The organism is Ottowia pentelensis (genome assembly GCF_964341695.1).
This window is the reverse complement of the sequence record NZ_OZ224513.1, coordinates 1085640-1107344: the sequence shown is the minus strand read 5'-3', so window position 1 is coordinate 1107344 and position 21705 is coordinate 1085640. Positions and strand designations below refer to the sequence as shown.

General features: G+C 71.3%; 22 protein-coding genes and 1 pseudogene. 19 read left to right on the top strand and 4 right to left on the bottom strand.

Annotation, left to right across the window (positions count from 1 at the left end):
• Positions 1-20: 20 nt before the first annotated feature.
• Together ACWHMB_RS05280 and xseA are read right to left on the bottom strand one after the other, a co-directional pair.
• A pseudogene (locus tag ACWHMB_RS05280) lies at positions 21-601 on the bottom strand (superoxide dismutase).
• Positions 602-681: 80 nt separating this feature from the next.
• Complete coding sequence (xseA, locus tag ACWHMB_RS05275) at positions 682-2025, bottom strand: exodeoxyribonuclease VII large subunit (protein WP_377482889.1); 1344 nt, start codon at positions 2023-2025, stop codon at positions 682-684.
• A gap of 360 nt (positions 2026-2385) precedes the next feature.
• Here xseA and ACWHMB_RS05270 point away from each other — a divergent pair, with 360 nt between their 5' ends.
• The 17 genes from ACWHMB_RS05270 to ACWHMB_RS05190 all read left to right on the top strand — a co-directional run bounded on the left by ACWHMB_RS05270 (position 2386) and on the right by ACWHMB_RS05190 (position 17531).
• Positions 2386-3036 carry a MotA/TolQ/ExbB proton channel family protein gene (locus ACWHMB_RS05270; protein ID WP_377482887.1) on the top strand — a complete coding sequence of 217 codons (651 nt, stop codon included), beginning with the start codon at positions 2386-2388 and terminating at the stop codon, positions 3034-3036.
• Complete coding sequence (locus ACWHMB_RS05265; RefSeq protein ID WP_377482884.1) at positions 3033-3449, top strand: ExbD/TolR family protein; 417 nt, start codon at positions 3033-3035, stop codon at positions 3447-3449. Before ACWHMB_RS05270 ends, ACWHMB_RS05265 begins: the two co-directional genes overlap by 4 nt.
• A 10-nt stretch (positions 3450-3459) precedes the next feature.
• A complete protein-coding gene (gene lpxK / locus ACWHMB_RS05260; protein WP_447648466.1) occupies positions 3460-4494 on the top strand; it encodes a tetraacyldisaccharide 4'-kinase in 1035 nt (344 codons plus the stop codon).
• 25 nt (positions 4495-4519) lie between these two features.
• A complete protein-coding gene (locus ACWHMB_RS05255; protein ID WP_377482879.1) occupies positions 4520-4852 on the top strand; it encodes a DMT family transporter in 333 nt (110 codons plus the stop codon).
• Between the two features lie 8 nt (positions 4853-4860).
• Positions 4861-5067 (top strand): Trm112 family protein, encoded by a 207-nt coding sequence (locus ACWHMB_RS05250; RefSeq protein ID WP_377482876.1) that lies wholly within the window; start codon positions 4861-4863, stop codon positions 5065-5067.
• A gap of 87 nt (positions 5068-5154) precedes the next feature.
• Positions 5155-6927, top strand: a complete 1773-nt coding sequence (locus ACWHMB_RS05245) for a carboxylesterase/lipase family protein (RefSeq protein ID WP_377482874.1) — start codon at positions 5155-5157, stop codon at positions 6925-6927.
• The gene (gene kdsB / locus ACWHMB_RS05240; protein ID WP_293223589.1) at positions 6924-7679 is read left to right on the top strand and encodes a 3-deoxy-manno-octulosonate cytidylyltransferase; all 756 of its coding nucleotides are present in this window, start codon (positions 6924-6926) and stop codon (positions 7677-7679) included. The genes ACWHMB_RS05245 and kdsB overlap by 4 nt, the downstream gene beginning before the upstream one ends.
• Before the next feature lie 122 nt (positions 7680-7801).
• Positions 7802-8458: an adenylate kinase gene (gene adk / locus ACWHMB_RS05235; protein ID WP_377482872.1), complete on the top strand. Its 657-nt coding sequence runs from the start codon at positions 7802-7804 to the stop codon at positions 8456-8458.
• A gap of 186 nt (positions 8459-8644) precedes the next feature.
• A complete protein-coding gene (gene lexA, locus ACWHMB_RS05230) occupies positions 8645-9310 on the top strand; it encodes a transcriptional repressor LexA (RefSeq protein WP_293223598.1) in 666 nt (221 codons plus the stop codon).
• A 179-nt stretch (positions 9311-9489) separates the two neighbouring features.
• Positions 9490-9855, top strand: coding sequence for a hypothetical protein (locus ACWHMB_RS05225; protein WP_377482870.1), 366 nt, complete (start codon positions 9490-9492; stop codon positions 9853-9855).
• A 79-nt stretch (positions 9856-9934) separates the two neighbouring features.
• Positions 9935-10942, top strand: coding sequence for a D-2-hydroxyacid dehydrogenase family protein (locus tag ACWHMB_RS05220; RefSeq protein WP_377482868.1), 1008 nt, complete (start codon positions 9935-9937; stop codon positions 10940-10942).
• A 179-nt stretch (positions 10943-11121) separates the two neighbouring features.
• A complete protein-coding gene (locus ACWHMB_RS05215) occupies positions 11122-11820 on the top strand; it encodes a substrate-binding domain-containing protein (protein ID WP_377482865.1) in 699 nt (232 codons plus the stop codon).
• 107 nt (positions 11821-11927) lie between these two features.
• Positions 11928-13451, top strand: a complete 1524-nt coding sequence (locus tag ACWHMB_RS05210) for a 3-hydroxyacyl-CoA dehydrogenase (RefSeq protein ID WP_377482863.1) — start codon at positions 11928-11930, stop codon at positions 13449-13451.
• Positions 13452-13532: 81 nt separating this feature from the next.
• A complete protein-coding gene (locus tag ACWHMB_RS05205) occupies positions 13533-14312 on the top strand; it encodes an oxepin-CoA hydrolase, alternative type (protein ID WP_377482861.1) in 780 nt (259 codons plus the stop codon).
• A gap of 71 nt (positions 14313-14383) precedes the next feature.
• Positions 14384-15103 carry a Crp/Fnr family transcriptional regulator gene (locus tag ACWHMB_RS05200; protein WP_377482858.1) on the top strand — a complete coding sequence of 240 codons (720 nt, stop codon included), beginning with the start codon at positions 14384-14386 and terminating at the stop codon, positions 15101-15103.
• A gap of 22 nt (positions 15104-15125) precedes the next feature.
• Positions 15126-16214, top strand: a complete 1089-nt coding sequence (locus ACWHMB_RS05195) for a phosphotransferase (RefSeq protein WP_377482856.1) — start codon at positions 15126-15128, stop codon at positions 16212-16214.
• Between the two features lie 57 nt (positions 16215-16271).
• Positions 16272-17531 (top strand): acyl-CoA dehydrogenase family protein, encoded by a 1260-nt coding sequence (locus ACWHMB_RS05190; RefSeq protein ID WP_377482854.1) that lies wholly within the window; start codon positions 16272-16274, stop codon positions 17529-17531.
• 15 nt (positions 17532-17546) lie between these two features.
• On the opposite strand, the gene prpF is transcribed toward ACWHMB_RS05190, so the two are convergent.
• Both prpF and ACWHMB_RS05180 read right to left on the bottom strand, forming a co-directional pair.
• Positions 17547-18701 carry a 2-methylaconitate cis-trans isomerase PrpF gene (prpF, locus tag ACWHMB_RS05185; RefSeq protein WP_377482851.1) on the bottom strand — a complete coding sequence of 385 codons (1155 nt, stop codon included), beginning with the start codon at positions 18699-18701 and terminating at the stop codon, positions 17547-17549.
• Complete coding sequence (locus ACWHMB_RS05180) at positions 18691-19563, bottom strand: isocitrate lyase/PEP mutase family protein (RefSeq protein ID WP_447648465.1); 873 nt, start codon at positions 19561-19563, stop codon at positions 18691-18693. Before ACWHMB_RS05180 ends, prpF begins: the two co-directional genes overlap by 11 nt.
• 45 nt (positions 19564-19608) lie before the next feature.
• Between ACWHMB_RS05180 and ACWHMB_RS05175 the strand changes: the two genes are divergently transcribed.
• Positions 19609-20277: a response regulator gene (locus ACWHMB_RS05175; RefSeq protein ID WP_377482847.1), complete on the top strand. Its 669-nt coding sequence runs from the start codon at positions 19609-19611 to the stop codon at positions 20275-20277.
• A complete protein-coding gene (locus ACWHMB_RS05170) occupies positions 20274-21698 on the top strand; it encodes a sensor histidine kinase (RefSeq protein WP_377482845.1) in 1425 nt (474 codons plus the stop codon). Before ACWHMB_RS05175 ends, ACWHMB_RS05170 begins: the two co-directional genes overlap by 4 nt.
• Positions 21699-21705: the final 7 nt, after the last annotated feature.

Genomic DNA, 21705 nt, shown 5'->3' with positions numbered 1-21705 from the left:
TGCATGCGGATGACCAGCAATCAGCCGAAGTTCTTGGCCGCGAAGTCCCAGTTGACCAGTTTGTCGAAGAAGGCCTCGACGAACTTGGGCCGCGCGTTGCGGTAGTCGATGTAGTAGGCGTGCTCCCACACGTCCACGGTCAGCACGGGCTTGTCGCCGGCCGTCATGGGATTGCCGGCGTTGCTGGTGTTGACGATGTCGACGCTGCCGTCGGCCTTTTTCACCAGCCAGGTCCAGCCGCTGCCGAAGTTGCCGCCGGCGCTGGCGGCAAAGGCCTTGCGGAAGTCGGCGTAGCTGCCCCACTTCTTGGCGATGGCCGCGGCCAGCGCGCCGGCGGGCTCGCCGCCGCCCTGGGGCTTCATGCAGTTCCAGAAGAAGGTGTGGTTCCAGATCTGCGCGGCCTGGTTGAAGATGCCGCCCTGGGCCTTCTTGATGATGGCTTCGAGCTCCATGTTCTCGAACTCGGTGCCCTTTTGCAGCTCGTTGAGCTTGTCGACGTAGGCCTTGTGGTGCTTGCCGTGGTGATATTCCAGCGTTTCCTTGCTGTAGGCGGGCGCCAGGGCGTCGATCGGGTACGGCAGGGGGGAAGGGTGCGTTCCATGCGGGTTCTCCTGTTCTCAGCGGTTGATCGGGTGCCTGGCGGCCGGCGGCCGCGGCGGCACACCCGGCCATTGTAGGAACTCAGCGCAAGCTGCGTCCGGTGACGGTCATCTCGACCGTGCCGTCGGCCAGGGTGGCGGCCAGCGCCTGTCCGGCCTGGGCCTGGCGCGCGCGCGTGACGGGCTGGCCCGATGCGTCCTGCAGCCAGGCGTAGCCGCGCTCGAGCACCAGGCGCGGGTCGAGCAGGCCCAGGCGCAACTCGGCGCGCTCCAGGCGCTGCTGCTGCGCTTGCAGGGCGCGTTGCAGCGCGGCGGGCAGGCGCTCGGCGCTGCGGGCCAGGCGATCGCGCTCCTGCTGCAGGCGCCCCGCGCCGGCGTGCTGCAGGCGCTGGCCCCAGCGCGCCAGGCGCAGCTGCTCGGCCGCCACGGCGCCCGAGGGCCGGCCCAGCCGCGCGGCCAGGCGGTCGACGCGTTGGGCCTCGGCGTCCAGCCGCCGCTGCAGCGCGCGCTGCAGGCGCTGCTCGGCCGCCTGCAGCTCGGCCAGCTGCTGCGCGCGCGGGGCGCTGGCCAGCTCGGCGGCGGCGGTGGGCGTGGGCGCGCGCAGGTCGGCCACGAAGTCGGCGATGGTGAAGTCGGTCTCGTGGCCGATGCCGGCGATCACCGGCACCGGGCTGGCGGCGATGGTGCGCGCCAGCTGCTCGTCGTTGAAGGCCCACAGGTCCTCGATCGAGCCGCCGCCGCGCACCAGCAGGATCAGCTCGACCGGCGGTGTCGGGCGGCTTTGAGTCAAATCAGCCTCCAGCCCGCTCCCGGTCTGCGCCAGCAGATACAACTTTGATAGCGAATCGCGCAAGCCCTGCGCCGCCCCCTCGCCCTGCACCGGCGCGGGCGCCAGCAGCACGGGGATGTGCGGCGCGCGCCGCGCCAGCGCCGTCAGCACGTCGTGCAGGGCCGCCGCGCCCAGCGAGGTGACGATGCCGATGCCGCGCGGCTGTGCCGGCAGGGCGCGCTTGCGGCCGGCGTCGAACAGGCCCTCGGCCTCCAGCCTGGCCTTCAGGCGCAAGAACTGCTCGAACAGCTGGCCCTGGCCGGCACGCGTCATCGACTCGACCACCAGCTGCAGGTCGCCGCGCGCCTCGTACACCGACAGCCGCGCGCGCACTTCCACCTGGTCGCCCTCGCGCGGGGTGAACTGAAGCAGGCTGGCCGCGCGCCGGAACATGGCGCAGCGCAGCTGGCCGCCGGCGTCCTTGAGCGTGAAGTAGCAATGCCCGCTGGCCGCGCGCGCAACGCCCGAAACCTCGCCGCGCACGGCCACGGGGTTGAAGCGCGCATCCAGCGCGTCCGCCACGGCGCGCGCCAGCGCCCCAACCGCCCACACAGGCGGCGCCAAATCAGGCGGGCGCGGCGAAAACCCAGTGTTCATGCGCTCTGGCGGGCCATGGGGCGACTGCGGGCCGGGCCACTCTTCCACAATGTGGCGAGGGTAAATGCGGATGTCGCAATTTGTCTCAATCGCACGATCGTTCGGAGCAAGTCATTGATTTTCAATGTGTTTTATCCGCTTATCTCGTAAGCAATTTGTCACAACCCGCGCCAATGCTGGATTTCAAGCATTCCGGCCGTGGGTTCTTCACAAAGTTATCCACAGATCCTGTTCATGAGCGCGGCGTACAGGAAATCCGCAGGCGGCCCGGGCGCGGCGGTGGTGGATAATCACGCGCGCCCCCTTTGCACCTGTTGCGACCGCCCCGGCAGCGCCCGGGCGGCACCCGGAGAAGTCCCTTTGCTTTCGATCATACAAGCGGCCGGCTGGCCGATCTGGCCGCTGATCCTGTGCTCCGTGCTGGCGCTGGCCTTCATCGTCGAGCGCTTTATCCAGCTCAAGACCTCGCGTGTGCTCTCGCCGGGCCTGGTGGACGAGGCCATCAACGTCTCGCGCAACGCCCCGCCCACGCCCGAGATGGTCAACCAGTTGGAGCAGCACAACCACCTGGGCCAGGTGCTGGCCGCCGGCTGGCGCGCCATCAACAACAACCCGCGCTGCACCGCGTCCGAGATGCGCGCCGCCATGGAGGCGGCCGGCCGCACCGCCGCGCACCGGCTGGAGCGCTACCTGCCGGCGCTGGGCACCATCGCCTCGGCGGCGCCGCTGCTGGGGCTGTTCGGCACCGTCATCGGCATGATCGAGATCTTCGGCTCGCAGGCGTCCACCGGCTCGCTGTCGGGCGGCAACCCGGCCCAGCTGGCGCACGGCATCTCGACCGCGCTGTACAACACCGCGTTCGGCCTGATCATCGCCATCCCGGCGCTGATCTTCTGGCGCTACTTCCGCGCCCGGGTCGACGGCTACGTGCTGGAGCTGGAGCTGGCCGCCGAGCGCTTTGCGCGCCACCTGGAGCCGCTGTGCCCCGGCGGATCGGGAGATGCGCGGTGAAGTTCCGCCCGCGCCAGCCCGAAGAGCCGCAGATCGACCTGGTGCCCTTCATCGACGTGCTGCTGGTGATCCTGATCTTTTTGATGCTGACCACCACCTACAACCGCTTCACCGAGCTGCAGCTGACCCTGCCGGTGGCCAACGCCGACGCCGCGCGCGACCGGCCGAAGGAAATCGTCGTCGCCGTCGCCGCCGACGGCCGCTACGCGGTGGATCACAAGCCGCTGTCCGCACGCAGTGCCGAGGCCGTGGCCGACGCCTTGCGCGCCACCCAGCCCGCGCCCGATACCGTGCTCATCATCAGCGCCGACGCCGCGGCCACGCACCAGGCGGTGGTCACCGCCATGGAGGCCGCGCGCCGCCTGGGTCTCACGCGCATCACCTTCGCGGCGCAGACCGGCGCCGCGCGCTGACCGCCCCGCCATGCGCGCAGGCGCCCGCGCCCGGCTGGAGCAGCGCCTGACGCAGGCCTGGACCGCACGTGGCCCGCTGGCCTGCGCGCTGTGGCCGCTGTCGCTGTTGTATGGCGCGCTGGCGGCCCTGCGCCGCGCGCTGTACCGCACGCGCGTGCTGCAGGCCGAGCGCCTGCCGCTGCCGGTGATCGTGGTCGGCAACGTGGTGGCCGGCGGCGCCGGCAAGACCCCCACCACCCTGGCCGTGGCCCTGCACCTGCGCGCGCGCGGCTGGCGCCCCGGCATCGTCTCGCGCGGGCATGGGCGCCGCACCACCGACGTGCGCGAAGTCGCCCCCGACGCCAACCCGCGCGACGTGGGCGACGAGCCGCTGCTGCTGCGCCGCCGCGCCGGCGTGCCGGTGGCCGTGGGCGCGCGCCGCGCCGCCGCCGGCCGCGCCCTGCTGGCCGCGCATCCTGAAGTGGACGTGCTGGTGTGCGACGACGGCCTGCAGCACTTGGCGCTGGCGCGCGATGTCGAGATCGCCGTGTTCGACGCGCGCGGCATCGGCAACGGCTGGCTGCTGCCCGCCGGGCCGCTGCGCGAGCCCTGGCCGCGGCCGGTCGACCTCATCCTGGCGACCGAGGCGCCGCCCCCCGGCACCATCGATCAGCCGGCGCCCGCCTTCACAGCCACCCGCCGACTGGCCGAGCACGCGCTGCGCGCCGACGGCAGCGCCGTGCCGCTGCGCACGCTGCAGGCCACGCCGCTCACCGCAGTCGCCGGCATCGCCCGGCCGCAGGCCTTCTTCGATCTGCTGCGCCAGGCCGGCCTGGCGCTGGCGGACACCGTGGCCCTGCCCGATCACTACGATTTCAATAGCTGGTCGCGCACGACGGGAGCGGTTCAGACCCTGATTTGCACCGAAAAAGACGCGATGAAGCTGTGGCGCCATCGGCCCGACGCGCTGGCCGTGCCGCTGCAGCTGCAGGTGCCGGCCGCCTTCTTTGCCGCGCTGGACGAGCGCCTGGCCGCGCGGGGCTATCATCCCCGCCAGCGGGCCTGAGCCTTGGTCCGCGCCGCACCGGCCGATGAAAAACCACCTGTTCCTGCTGGGCGCCATCGTCAGCGAAGTGCTCGCCACCAGCGCCCTCAAGTCCAGCGCGGGCTTCACGCGCTGGGGCCCTTCCGCGCTGGTCGTGGTCGGCTACGCCCTGGCCTTCTGGCTGCTGTCGCTCACGCTGCGCAGCATCCCGGTGGGCGTGGCCTACGCCACCTGGTCGGGCCTGGGCATCGTGCTGATCACGGTCGTCGCCTGGCTGCTGCACGGCCAGCGGCTGGACGCTTGGGCCCTGCTGGGCATGGCGCTGATCGTGGCCGGCGTGCTGATCATGAACCTGCTCTCCACATCCTCCGCCCACTGAAAACCGCCATGGACGCCAAACTGCTTGAACTGCTGGTCTGCCCCGTCACCAAGGGTCCGCTGGACTACGACCGCGACCAGCAGGAGCTGATCTCGCGCTCGGCCCGCCTGGCCTATCCCATCCGCGACGGCATCCCCATCATGCTGGAGGCCGAGGCGCGCACGCTGTCGGACGAGGAACTGGAGGCCCTGCCGCCGCGCGCGCCGGCGCTCTGACGCGCGCAAATCCCCTTGCTGGGGCCGCGCCGCCCCATTACGATGCGCCCGGGTCATCGAACCCACAACAACGAGGAGCATCGAGGCATGACACCCACTTTGGCATCGCGCTGGCTTGCCGGCGCCGCCTTGGCCACCACCATGATTCTGACTGCCTGCGGAGGCGACGGCGATTCGATCGTGAAGCGCGACACGGCCTACGGCCCGGTCGAAGGCGTGAACGACAACGCCCGTTCGGGCACCCTGTTCTGGAAGGGCATTCCCTTTGCCCAGGCGCCGAGCGGCGCGCTGCGCTGGAAGGCGCCGCGCGCGCCCGCGCCGTGGTCGGGCACGCTGCAGGCCAGCCAGTTCGGCGCCTCGTGCATCCAGAACCCGCGCCTGTACAGCCCCGGCAACCACAACAGCTTCGACGCCACGGTGGGCGACAACCTGGCCAGCGGCAACACCCCCGGCAGCGAAGACTGCCTGTCGCTCAACATCTGGCGCCCGGCCAGCGAAGAAAAGAACCTGCCAGTGATCGTGTTCATCTACGGCGGCAGCAACATCACCGGCTACAGCGCCGACCCGCTGTACGACGGCGCGGCGCTGGCCAGGAAGGCCAACGCGGTGGTGGTGACGGCCAACTACCGGCTGGGGCAGCTGGGCTTCTTCCGCCACCCGGCGCTGCGCGACACCGCGGTCGACCCGACGCTGACCGCCGACGACCAGTCCGGCAACTACGCCGTGCTGGACATCATGCAGGCGCTGAAGTTCGTGCAGGGCAACATCGCCAGCTTCGGCGGCGACAAGAACAACGTCACGCTGTCCGGCCAGTCGGCCGGCGCCATCAACGTGCTGGCCGTGATGACGGCGCCGGGCAACCGCGCCGCCGGCCTGTTCCACAAGCTGGTGCCGCTGTCGGGCGGCATCTCGCTGGCCACCAGCCCGGGCTTTCCGCAGCCGGCCAACAACCTGGCCGGCAACAACGGCTACATCCCGGCGCTGAACCCGGTCGCCACCTACGAGGCGCTGTCCAACGTGCTGCTGATGAAGCTGCTGATCGACGACGGCAGCGCCGCCGACGTGGCCGGCGCCACCGCCTGGATGCAGGGCCACAGCAACGCCGACATCGCCGCCTACCTGCGCGGCAAGCCGGCCAGCACCATCCTGAAGGTGGGCCTGAAAACCGTGGGCGGCCTGCCCAACAGCACGGCCTCGGGCCCGATCCCCGAGGGCACGGTGGTCGCCGCCGACCCGATCGCCGCCATCCTGGCCGGCAACTACGCCAAGGTGCCGGTGCTGTCGGGCATGGCGGCGAGCGAGTCCAAGCTGCTGTCCAGCTTTCTGCCGCTGGTCGGGCACCCGGTGGGCATCAAGCTGACGGACGCGCAGCTGTTCCCCTTCCTGTTCGACCCGGCCAAGGCCAAGGCGGCCACGTTCGGCGACATCATCAACCCGGCCTACGCCGACGGCGCCGCCTACGACGTGGCCATCGCCGACCTCGACGCCAAGTTCTTCACCGCCATGCGCGACAACTACATGAACGCGCTGGCGACGCAGACGCCGGGCCAGGTGTGGTCCTACCGCTTCGACTGGAAGCAGGAGCCAGCGCCCTGGAACGAAATCTACGGCGCGGCGCACGTGTTCGACCTGCCCTTCCTGCTGGGCAACTTCGGCCCCTCGCTGTACGCCAACGCGATCGTGAGCGACGCCAACAAGGCCGGCCGGCTGGCCCTGTCCGACGCCATGATGGGCGCGCTGGCGGCCTTTGCGCGCAGCGGCAACCCCAACACCGGGGCGCTGGGCGTGGCCTGGCCCAACTGGCCCAAGGTGCTGCACTTCGACGCCACAGAGGCGGCGCGGCAGATCTCGGTGCCGTGAGCTTCACCGTCCTGATCCCGGCCCGCCTGGCCTCCACGCGCCTGCCGAACAAGCCGCTGGCCGACATCGCCGGCAAGCCGATGGTGGTGCGCGTGGCCGAGCGCGCCGCTCAGTCGGGCGCGGCGCAGGTGGTGGTGGCGGCCGACGCGCCGGCGATCCTCCAGGCTTGCGCCGCCCATGGTGTGCGCGCGATCGCCACGCGCGCCGACCACCCCAGCGGCAGCGACCGCCTGGCCGAGGCCTGCGCGCTGCTGGGACTGGATGGCGAGGATGTCATCGTCAACGTGCAGGGCGACGAGCCGCTGATCGAGCCCGCGCTCATCGGCGCCGTCGCCGATTTATTGAAGAATGTGCCGCTGGCCCAGATGGGAACAGCGGCACATGCTATCAAATCAGTAGAAGAATTCATCAACCCCAACGTCGTCAAGGTGGTGACCGACGCGCAGGGCCTGGCCCTCACCTTCAGCCGCGCGCCGCTGCCCTGGTGGCGCGACGGCTTTGCGCAGGGCATCACGCAGCTGCCCACGCAGCCCGCGCCGCTGCGCCACATCGGCATCTACAGCTACCGCGCCGCGTTCTTGCGCGCCTTCCCGCGGCTCGCGCCGGCGCCCATCGAGCGCTGCGAGGCGCTGGAGCAGCTGCGCGCGCTGTGGCACGGCCATCGCATCGCCGTGCACGTCACCGACCACGCCCCGGGCCCCGGCGTGGACACGCCCGAGGACCTGGCGCGCGTGCGCGCCCTGATGGCCTGAAGGCGCCCGGGCCATTGGCCTGAACGGTCGGCCTGCGTGCTATTCTTGATTGCAAGGCGCCTGGCGCCAGCGGCTTGAGGGAGAACCGGCCGCGGATCGGACCACCACTTTCGAGGATTCGCATGAAACTGATTCTTCTGGGCCCGCCCGGCGCCGGCAAGGGCACGCAGGCCGCCTTCATCTGCCAGAAATACGGCATCCCGCAAATTTCCACCGGCGACATGCTGCGCGCCGCCGTCAAGGCCGGCACGCCGCTGGGCCTGCAGGCCAAGGCGGTGATGGATTCGGGCGCGCTGGTGAGCGACGACATCATCATCGGCCTGGTCAAGGAGCGCATCGTGCAGCCCGACTGCGCCAACGGCTTTCTGTTCGACGGCTTTCCGCGCACCATCCCGCAAGCCGAGGCGATGAAGGACGCCGGCGTCAAGCTCGACTACGTGCTGGAGATCGACGTGCCCTTCGACGCCATCATCGAGCGCATGAGCGGCCGCCGCAGCCACCCGGCCTCGGGCCGCACCTACCACATCACCTTCAACCCGCCCAAGGTCGCGGGCCAGGACGACGTCACCGGCGAGCCGCTGGTGCAGCGCGACGACGACCGCGAGGAAACCGTGCGCAAGCGCCTGGAGGTCTACAGCCAGCAGACCCGCCCGCTGGTCGACTACTACAGCGGCTGGGCCGCGCGCGAGCCAGCGGCCGCGCCCAAGTACCGCGCCATCGAAGGCACCGGCACGGTCGAGCAGATCACCGAGCGCGCGCTGGCGGCGCTTGGCAGTTAGGCGGACGGGCCGGACGCCACCTTCCATCCGAAAGCCGGCGACCCGCCGGCTTTTTTCATGGGCCATCGGCATACAGCGCTTGCGTTACGAAAAAAACTGTGCAAAACTACAGTTACTGTAAATCGATACAGATCGACCAGCGTTCCCATCGCCATCGACCAATCGTCCGTCCCCCGAGGATTTGCCATGCCCGACAGCCCCAAACTCACGGCCCGCCAGCAACAAATCCTGCACCTGGTGCAGCGCGCCATCGCGCGCACCGGCGCGCCGCCCACGCGCGCCGAGATCGCGGCCGAGCTGGGCTTCAAGTCCGCCAACGCGGCCGAGGAGCACCTGCAGGCGCTGGCGCGCAAGGGCGTGATCGAGCTGGTCAGCGGCACCTCGCGCGGCATCCGGCTCAAGGGCGCGGCGCGCAGCGCGCTGCGCGGCGAAGGCCTTTCCCTCACGCTGCCCGGCATGGCGCAACTGGCCCTGCCGCTGATCGGCCGCGTGGCGGCTGGCTCGCCCATCCTGGCGCAAGAGCACGTGGACCAGACCTTCCACGTCGAGCCCACCCTGTTCGCCCAGCGCCCCGACTACCTGCTGCGCGTGCGCGGCATGTCGATGCGGGACGCCGGCATCATGGACGGCGACCTGCTGGCCGTGCAGTCCACGCGCGAGGCGCGCAACGGCCAGATCGTGGTGGCGCGCCTGGGCGACGACGTCACGGTCAAGCGCTTTCACCGCCACAAGGAGCAGATCGAGCTGCATGCCGAAAACCCCGACTACCCCACCATCGTGGTGCAGCCGGGCGAGCCCTTTGAAATCGAAGGCCTGGCCGTCGGCCTGATCCGGGGCAACATGCTGATGTAGCCCCCATTCACACGGCACCTGCGCAGGTGGCGGGCGTGCAGATGGCGATCCACTCCGGATGACGGCCATTCACACCCTGCGGCGGTGCCGGCAGCGCGCAGCGGCCCCATGCGTGGGCCACCAGCGCGCCGCATTCGTCAATCTCGCCTGTGTCCAACCTCTGCCCCGAAAGGTTTTACATGGGACTCCTGCAAGACATCCGCCCCGCCTCGCCCAAGGTCCTGTACCTGGCCGACCATCGCACCCCCAGCCTCCAGCGCCGCGCCGCGCAGCGGCGGCAGCAAGCCCCGGGCGCACCCGGCGCCTGGACGCGCATGGCGCAGGCGCGCGCCCAGGGGCACCTGTCCCCTGAGCCGGCCAGCCACGCCGCGCCCGGCGCAGCGCCTGCCCGCCCGGTGCGCGTGACGCACTTCGCCGAGGCCGCCAACGCCCACGGCGCCGTGCGCCGGCTGCGCATCTGCGGGCGCCTGGCCGACGTGTGCGCCGAGCTCGGGCGCCTGGCTGCCGCCGAAGAGCGCCAGGCCGCGCTGCCGCGCCGCGCCTGAGGCGGGGGCCCGCGCCCGCCGACGCCGGGCCCTTGCATTCGCGAACATCGGCGCGCGCGCCGCGCGGCACAATGCGCGCATGAACATCGTCATACTCGATGACTACCAGGACGCGGTGCGCAAGCTGGCCTGCGCCGCCCGGCTGGAGCCCTACCCGGCCAAGGTCTACACCAACACCATCAAGGGTCTGGGGCAACTGGCCGTGCGGCTGCGCGACGCCGAGGTGCTGGTGCTGATCCGCGAGCGCACGCACGTCACGCGCCAGCTGATCGAAAAACTGCCGCGCCTGAGGATGATTTCGCAGACCGGGCGCGTGGGCCCGCACATCGACCTGGCAGCCTGCACCGAGCGCGGCATCGTGGTGGCCGAAGGCGCCGGCTCGCCGATCGCGCCGGCCGAGCTGACCTGGGCGCTCATCATGGCCGCCATGCGCCGGCTGCCGCAGTACATCGGCAACCTCAAGCACGGCGCCTGGCAGCAGTCGGGCCTGAAAAGCGCATCCATGCCGCCCAACTTCGGCCTCGGCAGCGTGCTGCGCGGGCGCACCCTGGGCATCTGGGGCTACGGGCGCATCGGCCAGATCGTGGCCGGTTACGGCCGCGCCTTCGGCATGCCGGTGCTGGTCTGGGGCTCGCCCGAATCGATGGCGCGCGCGCGCGCCGACGGCCACCACGCGGCCCCCACACGCGCCGAGTTCTTCGCCCTGTCCGACGTGCTGTCGCTGCACCTGCGCCTGGTCGACGCCACCCTGGGCATCGTCAAGCTCGACGACCTGGCCCGCATGAAGCCCTCGGCGCTGCTGGTCAACACCTCGCGCGCCGAGCTGGTCGAGCCCGACGCGCTGGTCAGCGCACTCAACCGTGGCCGCCCCGGCATGGCGGCGGTGGACGTGTTCGAGAGCGAGCCGATCCTGCAGGGCCACGCGCTGCTGCGGCTCGAAAACTGCATCTGCACGCCGCACATCGGCTACGTCGAGCAGGACAGCTACGAGCTGTACTTCGGCGCCGCCTTCGACAACATCGTCAACTACCTGCGCGGCACGCCCAGCAACATCGTCAACCCCGGCGCCCTGCAGGTGCGCCGCTGAAAGATGGACCACCCCCGTTGCTCCACTCGCTGCGCGATGTTGCGCCTCCCCCCAAGGGGGCGCACCCAGTGGCCGGGGAGACCCCGGCCACGGGTGCACCCGCATGGCCTGCTCCGCGGCCGTTGGGCTCTTTGGACTGCTTGCACCGCGGATGACCCGCCGCGCCATGGAAAACCGAGATGAACACACCTTCGCCCCTGCACCTGATCTCCTCCAAGGCCACGCAGCAGCTGCTGGCCGAGCTGCTGGCCGCCGACGCGCTGGCCCACCCCGAGGTGGCGGTGCGGCTGGAATCGGTGGGCGGCGTCGATGCTGCCCAGCGCGTGGCGGCGGGCGAGGCCTTCGACGCCGTGGTGCTGGGCGCCGATGCGCTGCAGCGCCTGCTGGCCGGCGGCCACGTGCGCGCCGACTCGCGCGTCGACCTGGTGCATTCGGGCGTGGCGGTGGCCGTGCGCGCCGGTGCGCCGCGGCCCGACATCGGCAGCGAAGCGGCGGTCAAGGCCGCCGTGCTGGCCGCGCGCAGCGTGGGCTATTCCACCGGCCCCAGCGGCGTGGCGCTGGCGGCATTGTTCGAGCGCTGGGGCATCACCGATGCGGTGCGCGCGAAGCTGGTCACGCCGCCGCCGGGCACGCCCGTGGGCGCGCTGATCGCCCGCGGCGAGGTCGAGCTGGGCTTTCAGCAGCTCAGCGAGCTGATGCACCTGCCGGGCATCAGCCTGCTGGGCCCACTGCCCGACGCGATCCAGATCGACACCATTTTTGCCGGCGGCGTGGCCGCCAGCGCCCGCCAACCCGAGGCCGCGCGCGCCCTGCTGGCGCGGCTGGCGGCGCCCGCCACCGCCGCCATCAAGCAGGCCAACGGCATGACGCCCGCCTGAAGGGCTGAGAGCCCTTGGCTCATGCACGCTGCTCACGCCCAAAAAACGCTCGATCTCTGACGCGCCGCCGCCGCGCCCACCCATTCCCTCCACCATAATCTCCCGTCATGAGCACTCCCGAATTTCCCACCGTCGGCCTCGTCGGCACCGGCGCCATGGGGCGCGGCATCGCGCAGATCGCCGCCCAGGCCGGCGCCGTGGTGCGCCTGTTCGACACCCAGCCCGAGGCCATCGCCAAGGCCCAGGCCGCGCTGGGCGCGCAATGGGACAAGCTGGCTGAAAAAGGCAAGCTGACGGCCGAGGCCGTGACCGCCTGCAGGGCGCGCCTCAAGCCCGCTGCGCAATTGGCCGACCTGGCCGACTGCGACCTGGTGGTCGAAGCCATCGTCGAGCGCCTGGACGTCAAGAAAAGCCTGTTCGCCGAGCTCGAAGGCATCGTGCAACCGACGGCCGTGCTGGCCACCAACACCTCCTCGCTGTCGGTGACGGCGATCGCCGCCGGCCTGAAGCGCCCGCAGCAGTTCGCCGGCTACCACTTCTTCAACCCGGTGCCGCTGATGAAGGTGGTCGAATGCATCGCGGGCCTCAAGACCGACCCGACCGTGTGCCGGCGTCTGGCCGCCTTCGCGCGCCAGATGGGCCACACGCCGGTGCAGGCGGGCGACACGCCGGGCTTCATCGTCAACCACGCCGGGCGCGGCTACGGCACCGAGGCGCTGCGCATCGTGGGCGAAGGCGTGGCCGACTTCGCCACCATCGACCGCATCCTGAAAGACCAGGTGGGCTTTCGCCTGGGCCCGTTCGAGCTGTTCGACCTGACGGCGCTGGACGTCTCGCACCCGGTGATGGAGTCGATCTACCACCAGTACTACGAAGAGCCGCGCTACCGCCCCAGCGTGATCACCGCGCAGCGCCTGGCCGGCGGCGTGGTGGGCAAGAAAAACGGCGACGGCTTTTATGCCTACGTCGACGGCAAGGCGCAGATGGCGCCCGAGCCGCCGGTGCCGCAGGTGGCCGAAATGCCGCCGGTGTGGGTGTCCACCCGCGCCGCGCGCCGCGCCGAGCTGCTGCAGCTGCTGAAGGATCTGGGCGCGCGGATCGAGACCGGCCAGTCGCCCTCGCCGCAGGCACTCACCCTGGTCGCGCCGCTGGGCTTCGACGTCACCACCGTGGCGGTGGTCGAGCGGCTGGACCCGGCGCGCACCGTCGGCATCGACCTGCTGGTGGAAGACGCTGCCACCAAGCGCCGCGTGCTGGCCACCAACCCGGCCACGCGCGCCGACATGCGCGACGCCGCGCACGCCCTGTTCGCCAGGGACGGCAAGGCCGTCAGCGTGATCCGCGACTCGGGCGGCTTCGTCACCCAGCGCGTGGTGGCCACCATCGTCAACATCGCCGCCGACATGTGCCAGCAGCGCGTGTGCACGCCGCAGGACCTGGAGACCGCCGTCACCCTGGGCCTGGGCTACCCGCTGGGCCCGCTGGCCATGGGCGACCGCTACGGCCCGGCCAACGTGCTGGAGGTGCTGTTCAACATGCAGACCGTGTACGGCGATCCGCGCTATCGCCCCAGCCCCTGGCTGCGCCGGCGCGGCGCCATCGGCCTGAGCCTGATGCATGAGGAGGCCTGAGCCTTTTTCAAGCCAAATCGGGCTCCAGCCCATATGGAACAAGCGCGAGCAGCTATTGAAATCAAAGCAACGAGGACGGGCATGACGGCCGAACTGCGCAGCACCATGGACGGCGCCACCCTGGTGCTGACCATCAGCAACCCCGAGCACCGCAATGCCCTGGGCCCCGATATCTACGCCGCCGGCGTCGAGGCGCTGAACGCCGCCGAGAGCAATGCCGACGTGCGTGCCGTGCTCATCACCGGCGAGGGCAGCACCTTCTGCGCCGGCGGCAACCTGCAGCGCCTGCTGGCCAACCGCGAGCAGCCGCCCGAGGTGCAGGCGCGCTCCATCGAAGGCCTGAACAACTGGATCGAAGCCATCGTCACCTGCCCCAAGCCGGTGATCGCGGCGGTCGAGGGCGCGGCCGCGGGCGCCGGCTTTTCGCTGGCGCTGGCGTGCGACCTGATCGTGGCCGCGCGCAACGCCATCTTCGTCATGGCCTACAGCAACGTGGCGCTGTCGCCCGACGGCGGCGGCAGCTGGCAGCTGGCGCGCGCGCTGCCGCGCCAGCTGGCGGGCGAGCTGCTGCTGGGCGGCGAGCGCATCGGCGCCGAGCGCCTGCACCAGCTGGGCGTGGTGGGCCGCGTATGCGAGGCCGGCCAGGCGCTGGACAGCGCCCTGGCCTGGGCCGCCCAGCTGGGCGCGCGCGCGCCCAACGCGCTGGCCAGCATCAAGGAGCTGGTGCAGGACGCCGGCGGGCGCAGCCTGCACGAACACCTGGCGGCCGAGCGCGAGCACTTCGTGCGCAACCTGCACCACCCCAACGGCGGCATCGGCATCGCGGCCTTCCTGGGCAAGCACGCGCCGCGCTACGAATAGCGCGCCCGCGCCCACCGCGCCGGTCTCCCGCGTGACAATGGAGGCTTTTGCAGTCACTCAAACGACAGGCCATGGACGAGCCCATTCTTACCATGGAGGAACGAGAGGCGATCAACGGCGGACGCTGGTTCGCCTCGCTTTCTCCTTCGCTTCGGCACGACATTCTTCGATGTGCATTCGTCAAACGCTATCACGACGGCGACCTGATCAGCGCCCGGGGCGACAGCCCCGAGCTGTGGGTGGCCTGCGCCAAGGGCGCGGTGCGCGTCAGCTCGACCACGCTGGCGGGCAAGCAGATCACCCTGACCTACGTGGAGCCGGGCGTGTGGTTCGGCGACGTGGCCATGTTCGACGGCGACCGGCGCACGCACGACACCTATGCCCATGGCGCCACCACCATCCTGTGCGTGACGCGCGCCGACTTTCAAAAGATCCTGGCACAGCACAGCGAGTTGTACGAGGCGCTGATGCGCCTGCAGGCGCGGCGCATCCGGCTGCTGTTCGGTCAGGTCGAGGACCTGAGCAGCCTGCCGCTGCGCGCGCGCCTGGCCAAGCAGCTGCTGCACCTGGCGCGCAGCTACGGCGTGCCCAACACGCCGGTGGACGACGAGTTGCGCATCTCGCTGCAACTGGCGCAGGAAGAACTGGCGCAGCTGCTGGGCGCCTCGCGCCAGCGCGTCAACCAGGAGCTGAAGACCATGGAGCGCGAGGCGGTCATCCGCATCGAGCCGGCCGGCCTCATCGTGCGCGATCGCGTGGCGCTGCTGCGCATCGGCGAGGGCGAAACCTAGCGACGACATCCGGGAGACCGACATGAGCAGCAACCCCACCGACGCCTTCGTGGGCACGCGCCCGGTCTCCGCCCCCCACGCCTTCGACGTCGCCGCCCTGGCGGCCTGGATGACGCAGCACGTCGCGGGCTTTGTCGGCCCGCTCACGGTCGAGATGTTCAAGGGCGGGCAGTCCAACCCCACCTACAAGCTCGTCACGCCGGGGCGCACCTACGTCATGCGCGCCAAGCCGGGGCCGGTGGCCAAGCTGCTGCCCTCGGCGCACGCCATCGAGCGCGAATTCGCGGTCATGAAGGGCCTGGCGGGCACGGCCGTGCCGGTGGCGCACATGCATGCGCTGTGCGAGGACGAGGCCGTCATCGGCCGCGCCTTCTACATCATGGAGTTCGTCGAGGGCCGCGTGCTGTGGGACCAGGGCCTGCCCGGCATGACGCCGGCCGAGCGCGGCGCCCACTACGACGAGATGAACCGCGTCATCGCCGCGCTGCACACGGTGGACTTCAAGGCCCAGGGCCTGGAGCACTACGGCAAGAGCGGCAACTACTTCGAGCGCCAGATCGGCCGCTGGAGCAAGCAGTACCTGGCCTCGGTCACCCAGCCCATCCCCGAGATGGATCGCCTGATCGAATGGCTGCCGGCCCACATGCCGGCCAGCGCCCGCACCGAGCTGACGTCCATCGTGCACGGCGACTTCCGGCTCGACAACCTGATCTTTCACCCGCGCGAGCCGCGCGTGCTGGCCGTGCTGGACTGGGAGCTGTCGACGCTGGGCCACCCGCTGGCCGACTTCAGCTACCACTGCATGTCCTGGCACATCGACGCCAGCCAGTTCCGCGGCATCGGCGGGCTCGACCTGGCGGCGCTCGGCATCCCGCGCGAGCAGGACTACATCCGCCGCTACTGCGAACGCACCGGCTTTGCCACGCCCGAGCAGCTGGCGCCGGACTGGAACTTTTACCTGGCCTACAACATGTTCCGCATCGCCGCCATCCTGCAGGGCATCGCCAAGCGGGTGGAGGCCGGCACCGCCAGCAGCGAGCAGGCGCGGGCCAACGGCGCGCGCGCCCGGCCGATGGCCGAGTTGGCCTGGCGGTTTACTCAAAAATCATAGCTGCTCGCGCTTGATCCACCTGGGCTGGAGCCCGATTTTTCTCACAAGGAGCCAACCATGGAATTCGAATACAGCACGAAGGTGAAAGACATGCAGGCGCGCCTGCTGGCCTTCATGGACGAGCACATCTACCCCAACGAGAACGCGTTCTACGCGGAGATCGCCGCCAACCGCGCCAAGGGCAACGCCTGGATCCCCACCCAGATCATCGAAGAGCTCAAGCCCAAGGCCCGCAAGGCCGGGCTGTGGAACCTGTTTCTGCCACGCTCGACGCGCGCGCCCGAAGGCCTGTCCAACCTCGAATACGCGCCGCTGTGCGAGATCATGGGCCGCGTGGCCTGGGCACCCGAGGTGTTCAACTGCGCTGCGCCCGACACCGGCAACATGGAGACCATCGAGCGCTACGGCAGCGAGGCCAACAAGGATCAGTGGCTGGAGCCGCTGCTGCGCGGCGAGATCCGCTCGGCCTTCCTGATGACCGAGCCGGCCGTGGCCTCGTCGGACGCGACCAACATCGAGTGCCGCATCCAGCGCGACGGCGACCACTACGTCATCAACGGGCGCAAGTGGTGGTCCTCCGGCGCGGGCGACCCGCGCTGCGCCATCTACATCGTGATGGGCAAGACCGACCCCGAGGCGCCGCGCCACTCGCAGCAGTCCATGATCCTGGTGCCCGCCGGCACGCCGGGCGTCAAGGTGATCCGCGCGCTGACGGTGTTCGGCATGGACGACGCGCCGCACGGCCACATGGAGGTCGAGCTGAAGGACGTGCGCGTGCCGGCCACCAACCTGCTGGTGGGCGAAGGCCGCGGTTTCGCCATCGCCCAGGGCCGCCTGGGGCCGGGCCGCATTCACCACTGCATGCGCAGCATCGGCGCGGCCGAGCGCGCGCTCGAGCTGATGTGCCGGCGCCTGAACGACCGCGTGGCCTTCGGCCGCCGCATCTCGGAGCAAGGCGTGTGGCGCGAACGCATCGCCGAGTCGCGCATGCTGATCGACCAGGCGCGCCTGCTCACCCTGAAGGCCGCCTACATGATGGACACCGTGGGCAACAAGGTGGCGCAAAGCGAGATCGCGATGATCAAGGTCGTCGCCCCCAACACCGCCCTACGCGTCATCGACTGGGCCATCCAGGCGCACGGCGGCGGCGGCGTCAGCAACGACTTTCCGCTGGCCTCGATGTACGCGCACCAGCGCACGCTGCGCTTTGCCGACGGCCCCGACGAGGTGCACCGCAACGCCATCGCCAAGCTGGAGCTGGCCAAGCACATGCCGGGCGCCAAGGCGGTCGAGATGCCGGTCACGCGCGGCAGCTGAGCCAGCACCGCGTGATCAGCGCGGCACCCAGACCTGGCCCGTCATCAGCCGCCGCGCGCTGCGGCTGACGCTGACGCGGCGGATGCGCCAGGCGCCGCCGGCGTCCTGCGCCGCTTCGGCCTCGGTCTCAATGCAGCCGGACGGGTGGCCCATGCGCAGGCCGGCGCCGCCCGCCCCGATGCCCGGCGCCAGCAGCGTGCCGGGCAGGGCCGCGGCCGAGGCCAGCGCGATCGCGCCGGTGCCCGGCAGCGCGTGGTGAAACTGCCCCATCGACACCATGCGCACCAGCACGTCCATCTGGCCGGATGCCACCGCCCGGCCGTCGCTGGCCACGTAGTCGGCGGGCGCGCCCACCAGCGCCAGCTTGGGCGTCGCCGGGCGCTCGCGCGTGGCCTGCGCCGGCGTGGCGGCCAGGCCCATGGCCACGGCGCCCTGCGCACGCACCGCCTCGCAGCGCGCCAGCAGCGCCGCGTCGGTGTTCAGCTGCGCCGACAGCTCGGTGCCCGCCAGGCCCAGGCTCGCCGCCGGCACGATCACGGTGGCGTTGCCCGAGTTGACCAGCGTGGCCGGCACCGGCCCCAGGCCGGGCACCGGCAGCACGTCCTGCACCCGGCCCGTGGGCAGCAGCGGCAGGCCGCCGCCACCGGCCGGGTCCAGAAAGTCGAGCCGGATCTCGGCGGCCGGAAACGGCACGCCGTCCAGGGCGAAGTCGCCCAGCTCCCGCACCTGCCCGCCCTGCATCGGCACATGGGCGACGATGCGCTGGCCCAGGTTGGCCTGCCAGATGCGCACGGTGGCCAGTCCGTCGGCGGGCGCGCCATCGACCAGGCCGGCGTGCAGCGCGAACGGGCCGACGGCGGCCGCCAGGTTGCCGCAGGAGCCACTCCAGTCGACGAGCGGCTGGTCGATGGCGACCTGGCCGAACAGGTAGTCGACGTCGCAGCCGGGCCGCGCCGAGCGCTGCACCAGCACCACCTTGCTGGTGCTCGAACTGGCGCCGCCCAGGCCGTCGATGTGGCGCGCATAGGGGTCGGGGCTGCCGATGGCGCGCAGCAGCAGCGCGTCGCGCGCCTCCGGCTCGGCCGGCAGGTCGGACGGCAGGAAGAACAGGCCCTTGCTGGTGCCGCCGCGCATGAAGCTGGCGGCGATGGCGACGACTTCAGTCGGCATAGCGCTGCTCCAGCGCGTCCCACGCCGGCTTGCTGACCAGGCGCTGGCGCTCGGCAAAGGGCGCCACCAGCGCCGGGTCTTCGCTCAGCGCCCCCGTGGCCTTCAGCTGGCCCAGCGCCCGCGTCATGCCGGCCACCGCGGCCTGCAGCGCGGCATTGGCATACAGCACCAGGCCATAGCCGGCGGCGGCCAGCTCGGCCTGCGGCAGCACCGGCGTGCGCCCGCCCAGCACCAGGTTCATCAGCAGCGGGCGATCGAGCAGGCCCGGCAACGCGCGCACCTGCCCGGCCTCGGTCAGCGCCTCGACGAACAGGATGTCGGCGCCCGCCTCGGCATAGCGCGCGGCGCGCTCGACGGCGGCGTCGAAGCCGTGCACGGCGGCCGCATCGGTGCGCGCCATCACCAGCAGGCCGCTGCCTTCGCGCGCGTCGACCGCGGCGTGAATCTTGCCCACCATCTCGGCCGTATCGACCACGTCCTTGCCGCTGAAGTGGCCGCAGCGCTTGGGGCTGGTCTGGTCTTCGAGCTGCACGCAGTCGGCGCCGGCGCGCTCGAGCCGGCGCACCGTGTGATAGACGTTGACGGCGTTGCCGAAGCCGGTGTCGGCATCGACGATCAGCGGCAGCCGAACCACGTCGCGGATGCGCTGGGTGTGCTCGGCGATCTCGGCCAGGCCCATGAAGCCCTGGTCGGGCAGGCCCAGACTCATGTTGGTCACGCCGGCGCCAGTGACGTAGATGGCGTCGAAGCCCAGCTCCTCGATCAGGCGCGCCAACAGCGCGTTGAAGGCGCCCGGCACCAGGGTGGCCTGCCGCTTCCGCGCCAGTTGCAGCAGGGTTTTGCGAGTATCTTTCACGGTCATGTGGCATCTCCAGACCGACGATGCTACCCAACGAGGAGACTCCCCATGCGCATCCTGCTGGCGGAAGACGAGCCCGACCTGGCCAACTGGCTGGCGCGCGCGCTGGAGCGCAGTGGCCTGCTGGCCGACTGGGTGAGCGACGGCCGCGACGTGCTGCCCAGCCTGGCGGCGCGCAGCTACGACGCGCTGGTGCTCGACCTGGGCCTGCCAGGGCTGGACGGGCACCAGGTGCTGACGGCCCTGCGCGCGCGCGACGAGCGGCTGCCGGTGCTGATCCTGACCGCGCGCGACTCGCTGATGGCGCGCGTGGGCACGCTCAACCAGGGCGCCGACGACTTCCTGGCCAAGCCCTTCGACCTGGCCGAGCTGGAGGCCCGCCTGCACGCCCTGATCCGGCGCGCGCGCGGCAGCGCGCACTGGCACCAGAGCTGCGGCCCGCTGGCCTGGGACGCCGCCACCAGGAGCTTTGCCCTGCACGGCCAGCCGCTGGCGCTGACCCCGCGCGAGCACGCCGTGCTGCGCGTGCTGATCCAGCACCTGGGCGAGCCGCTGTCCAAGACCGAAATCCTCGACCGCGTGGTGTCCGACGCGCATGACGTCAGCCCCGAGGCGGTCGAGGTGCTGGTGCATCGCCTGCGCAAGCGCCTGGACGGCAGCGGCGTGCGCATCACCACGCTGCGCGGCCTGGGCTACGTGCTGGAGCCGGCGGCATGACGCTGCGCGGCGCCAGCCTGCGCCGCACGCTGGTGGTGGTGCTGGCCGTGGGCATGGTGCTGGCCTCGGGCATCGGCCTGTGGGGCGCCTGGCGCACCGCCGCGGCCGCCGCCAACGCGGCCTACGACCGCTCGCTGGCGGGCGCCATCAAGGCCATCGACGCCAACATCAGCACCACCAGCGGCGGCCTGGGGGTCGAGTTGCCCTACACCATGCTCGAGTTCTTCGAGCTCACCGCCGGCGGCGCGGTGTACTTTCGCGTCGCCAGCGAGGACGGCCTGGTCGAGATCGGCAACACCGACCTGCCGCCGCCCGATGCCACGCTGATCAACGGCCGGCCGCGCTTTCGCGACGCGCGCTACCACGACCAGCTGGTGCGCCTGGGCTCGTACACGCGGGTGCTCGACCCGCCGCTGGCCGGGCACGTGGACAAGCCGCGCGTCATCATCCAGGTGGCCGAGACCCTGAGCTCGCGCCAGGACTTCACGCGCGCCCTGCTGCTGGAGGCGGTCACGCGCAACGCCCTGCTGGTGGCGCTGGCGCTGGCGCTGATGGCCGCGGCCACCGGCTGGGCGCTGCGGCCGCTGGCCAGCCTGTCAGCCGAGGTGCAGGCGCGCTCGCCCGAGGACCTGACGCCCATCCCCGAGGACGCGGTGCCCACCGAGGCCCGCCCGCTGGTGGCCGCCATTAACCACCACATGGCGCGCCACCAGCAGGCCAGCGAGGCACGCCGGCACTTCGTCGACGACGCTTCGCACCAGCTGCGCACGCCGCTGACCACCCTGGTCACCCAGGTCGACTTCGCGCTGCGCGAGGCGCCGCCCGGCCCGGTGCGCGAGGCCTTGCAGGCCATGCGCCAGCAGCTGGACGAGGCCACGCGCCAGGTCAACCAGATGCTGGCGCTGGCGCGCGCCGACGCCGCCGATCTCGATCGGCAAACGGTCGACCTGGTGGCGCTGGCGCGCGAGCTGACGCGCGCGTGGTGGCCGCGCGCGCGCGCCGCCGCCATCGACCTGGGCTTTGAAAGCGGCGTGCCGGCCTTGGAAGTGCCGCTCAACCCCACCCTGCTGCGCGAGGCGCTGGCCAACGGGGTGCACAACGCGCTGCGCTACACGCCGGCCGGCAGCCACGTCACGGTGCGCGTGGACGACGCCGGCGCCGAGGCCGTGCTGGCGGTGCTGGACGACGGGCCCGGCCTGGCGCCCGACGAGCTGCAACACGCCAGCGAGCGCTTTTTTCGCGGCCGCCAGGCGCGCGCCGGCGGCAGCGGCCTGGGGCTGGCCATCGTGCGCGCCGTGGCCGAACGCCACGGCGGCCGGCTCGAACTGGCGCCCGGCCCCGGCGGCCGCGGCCTGGCCGTGCGCCTGCACCTGCCGCACGCGCCGGCGACCCCGTCCGAACCGGGTTTGATCGCGGGTTAACCCTGAT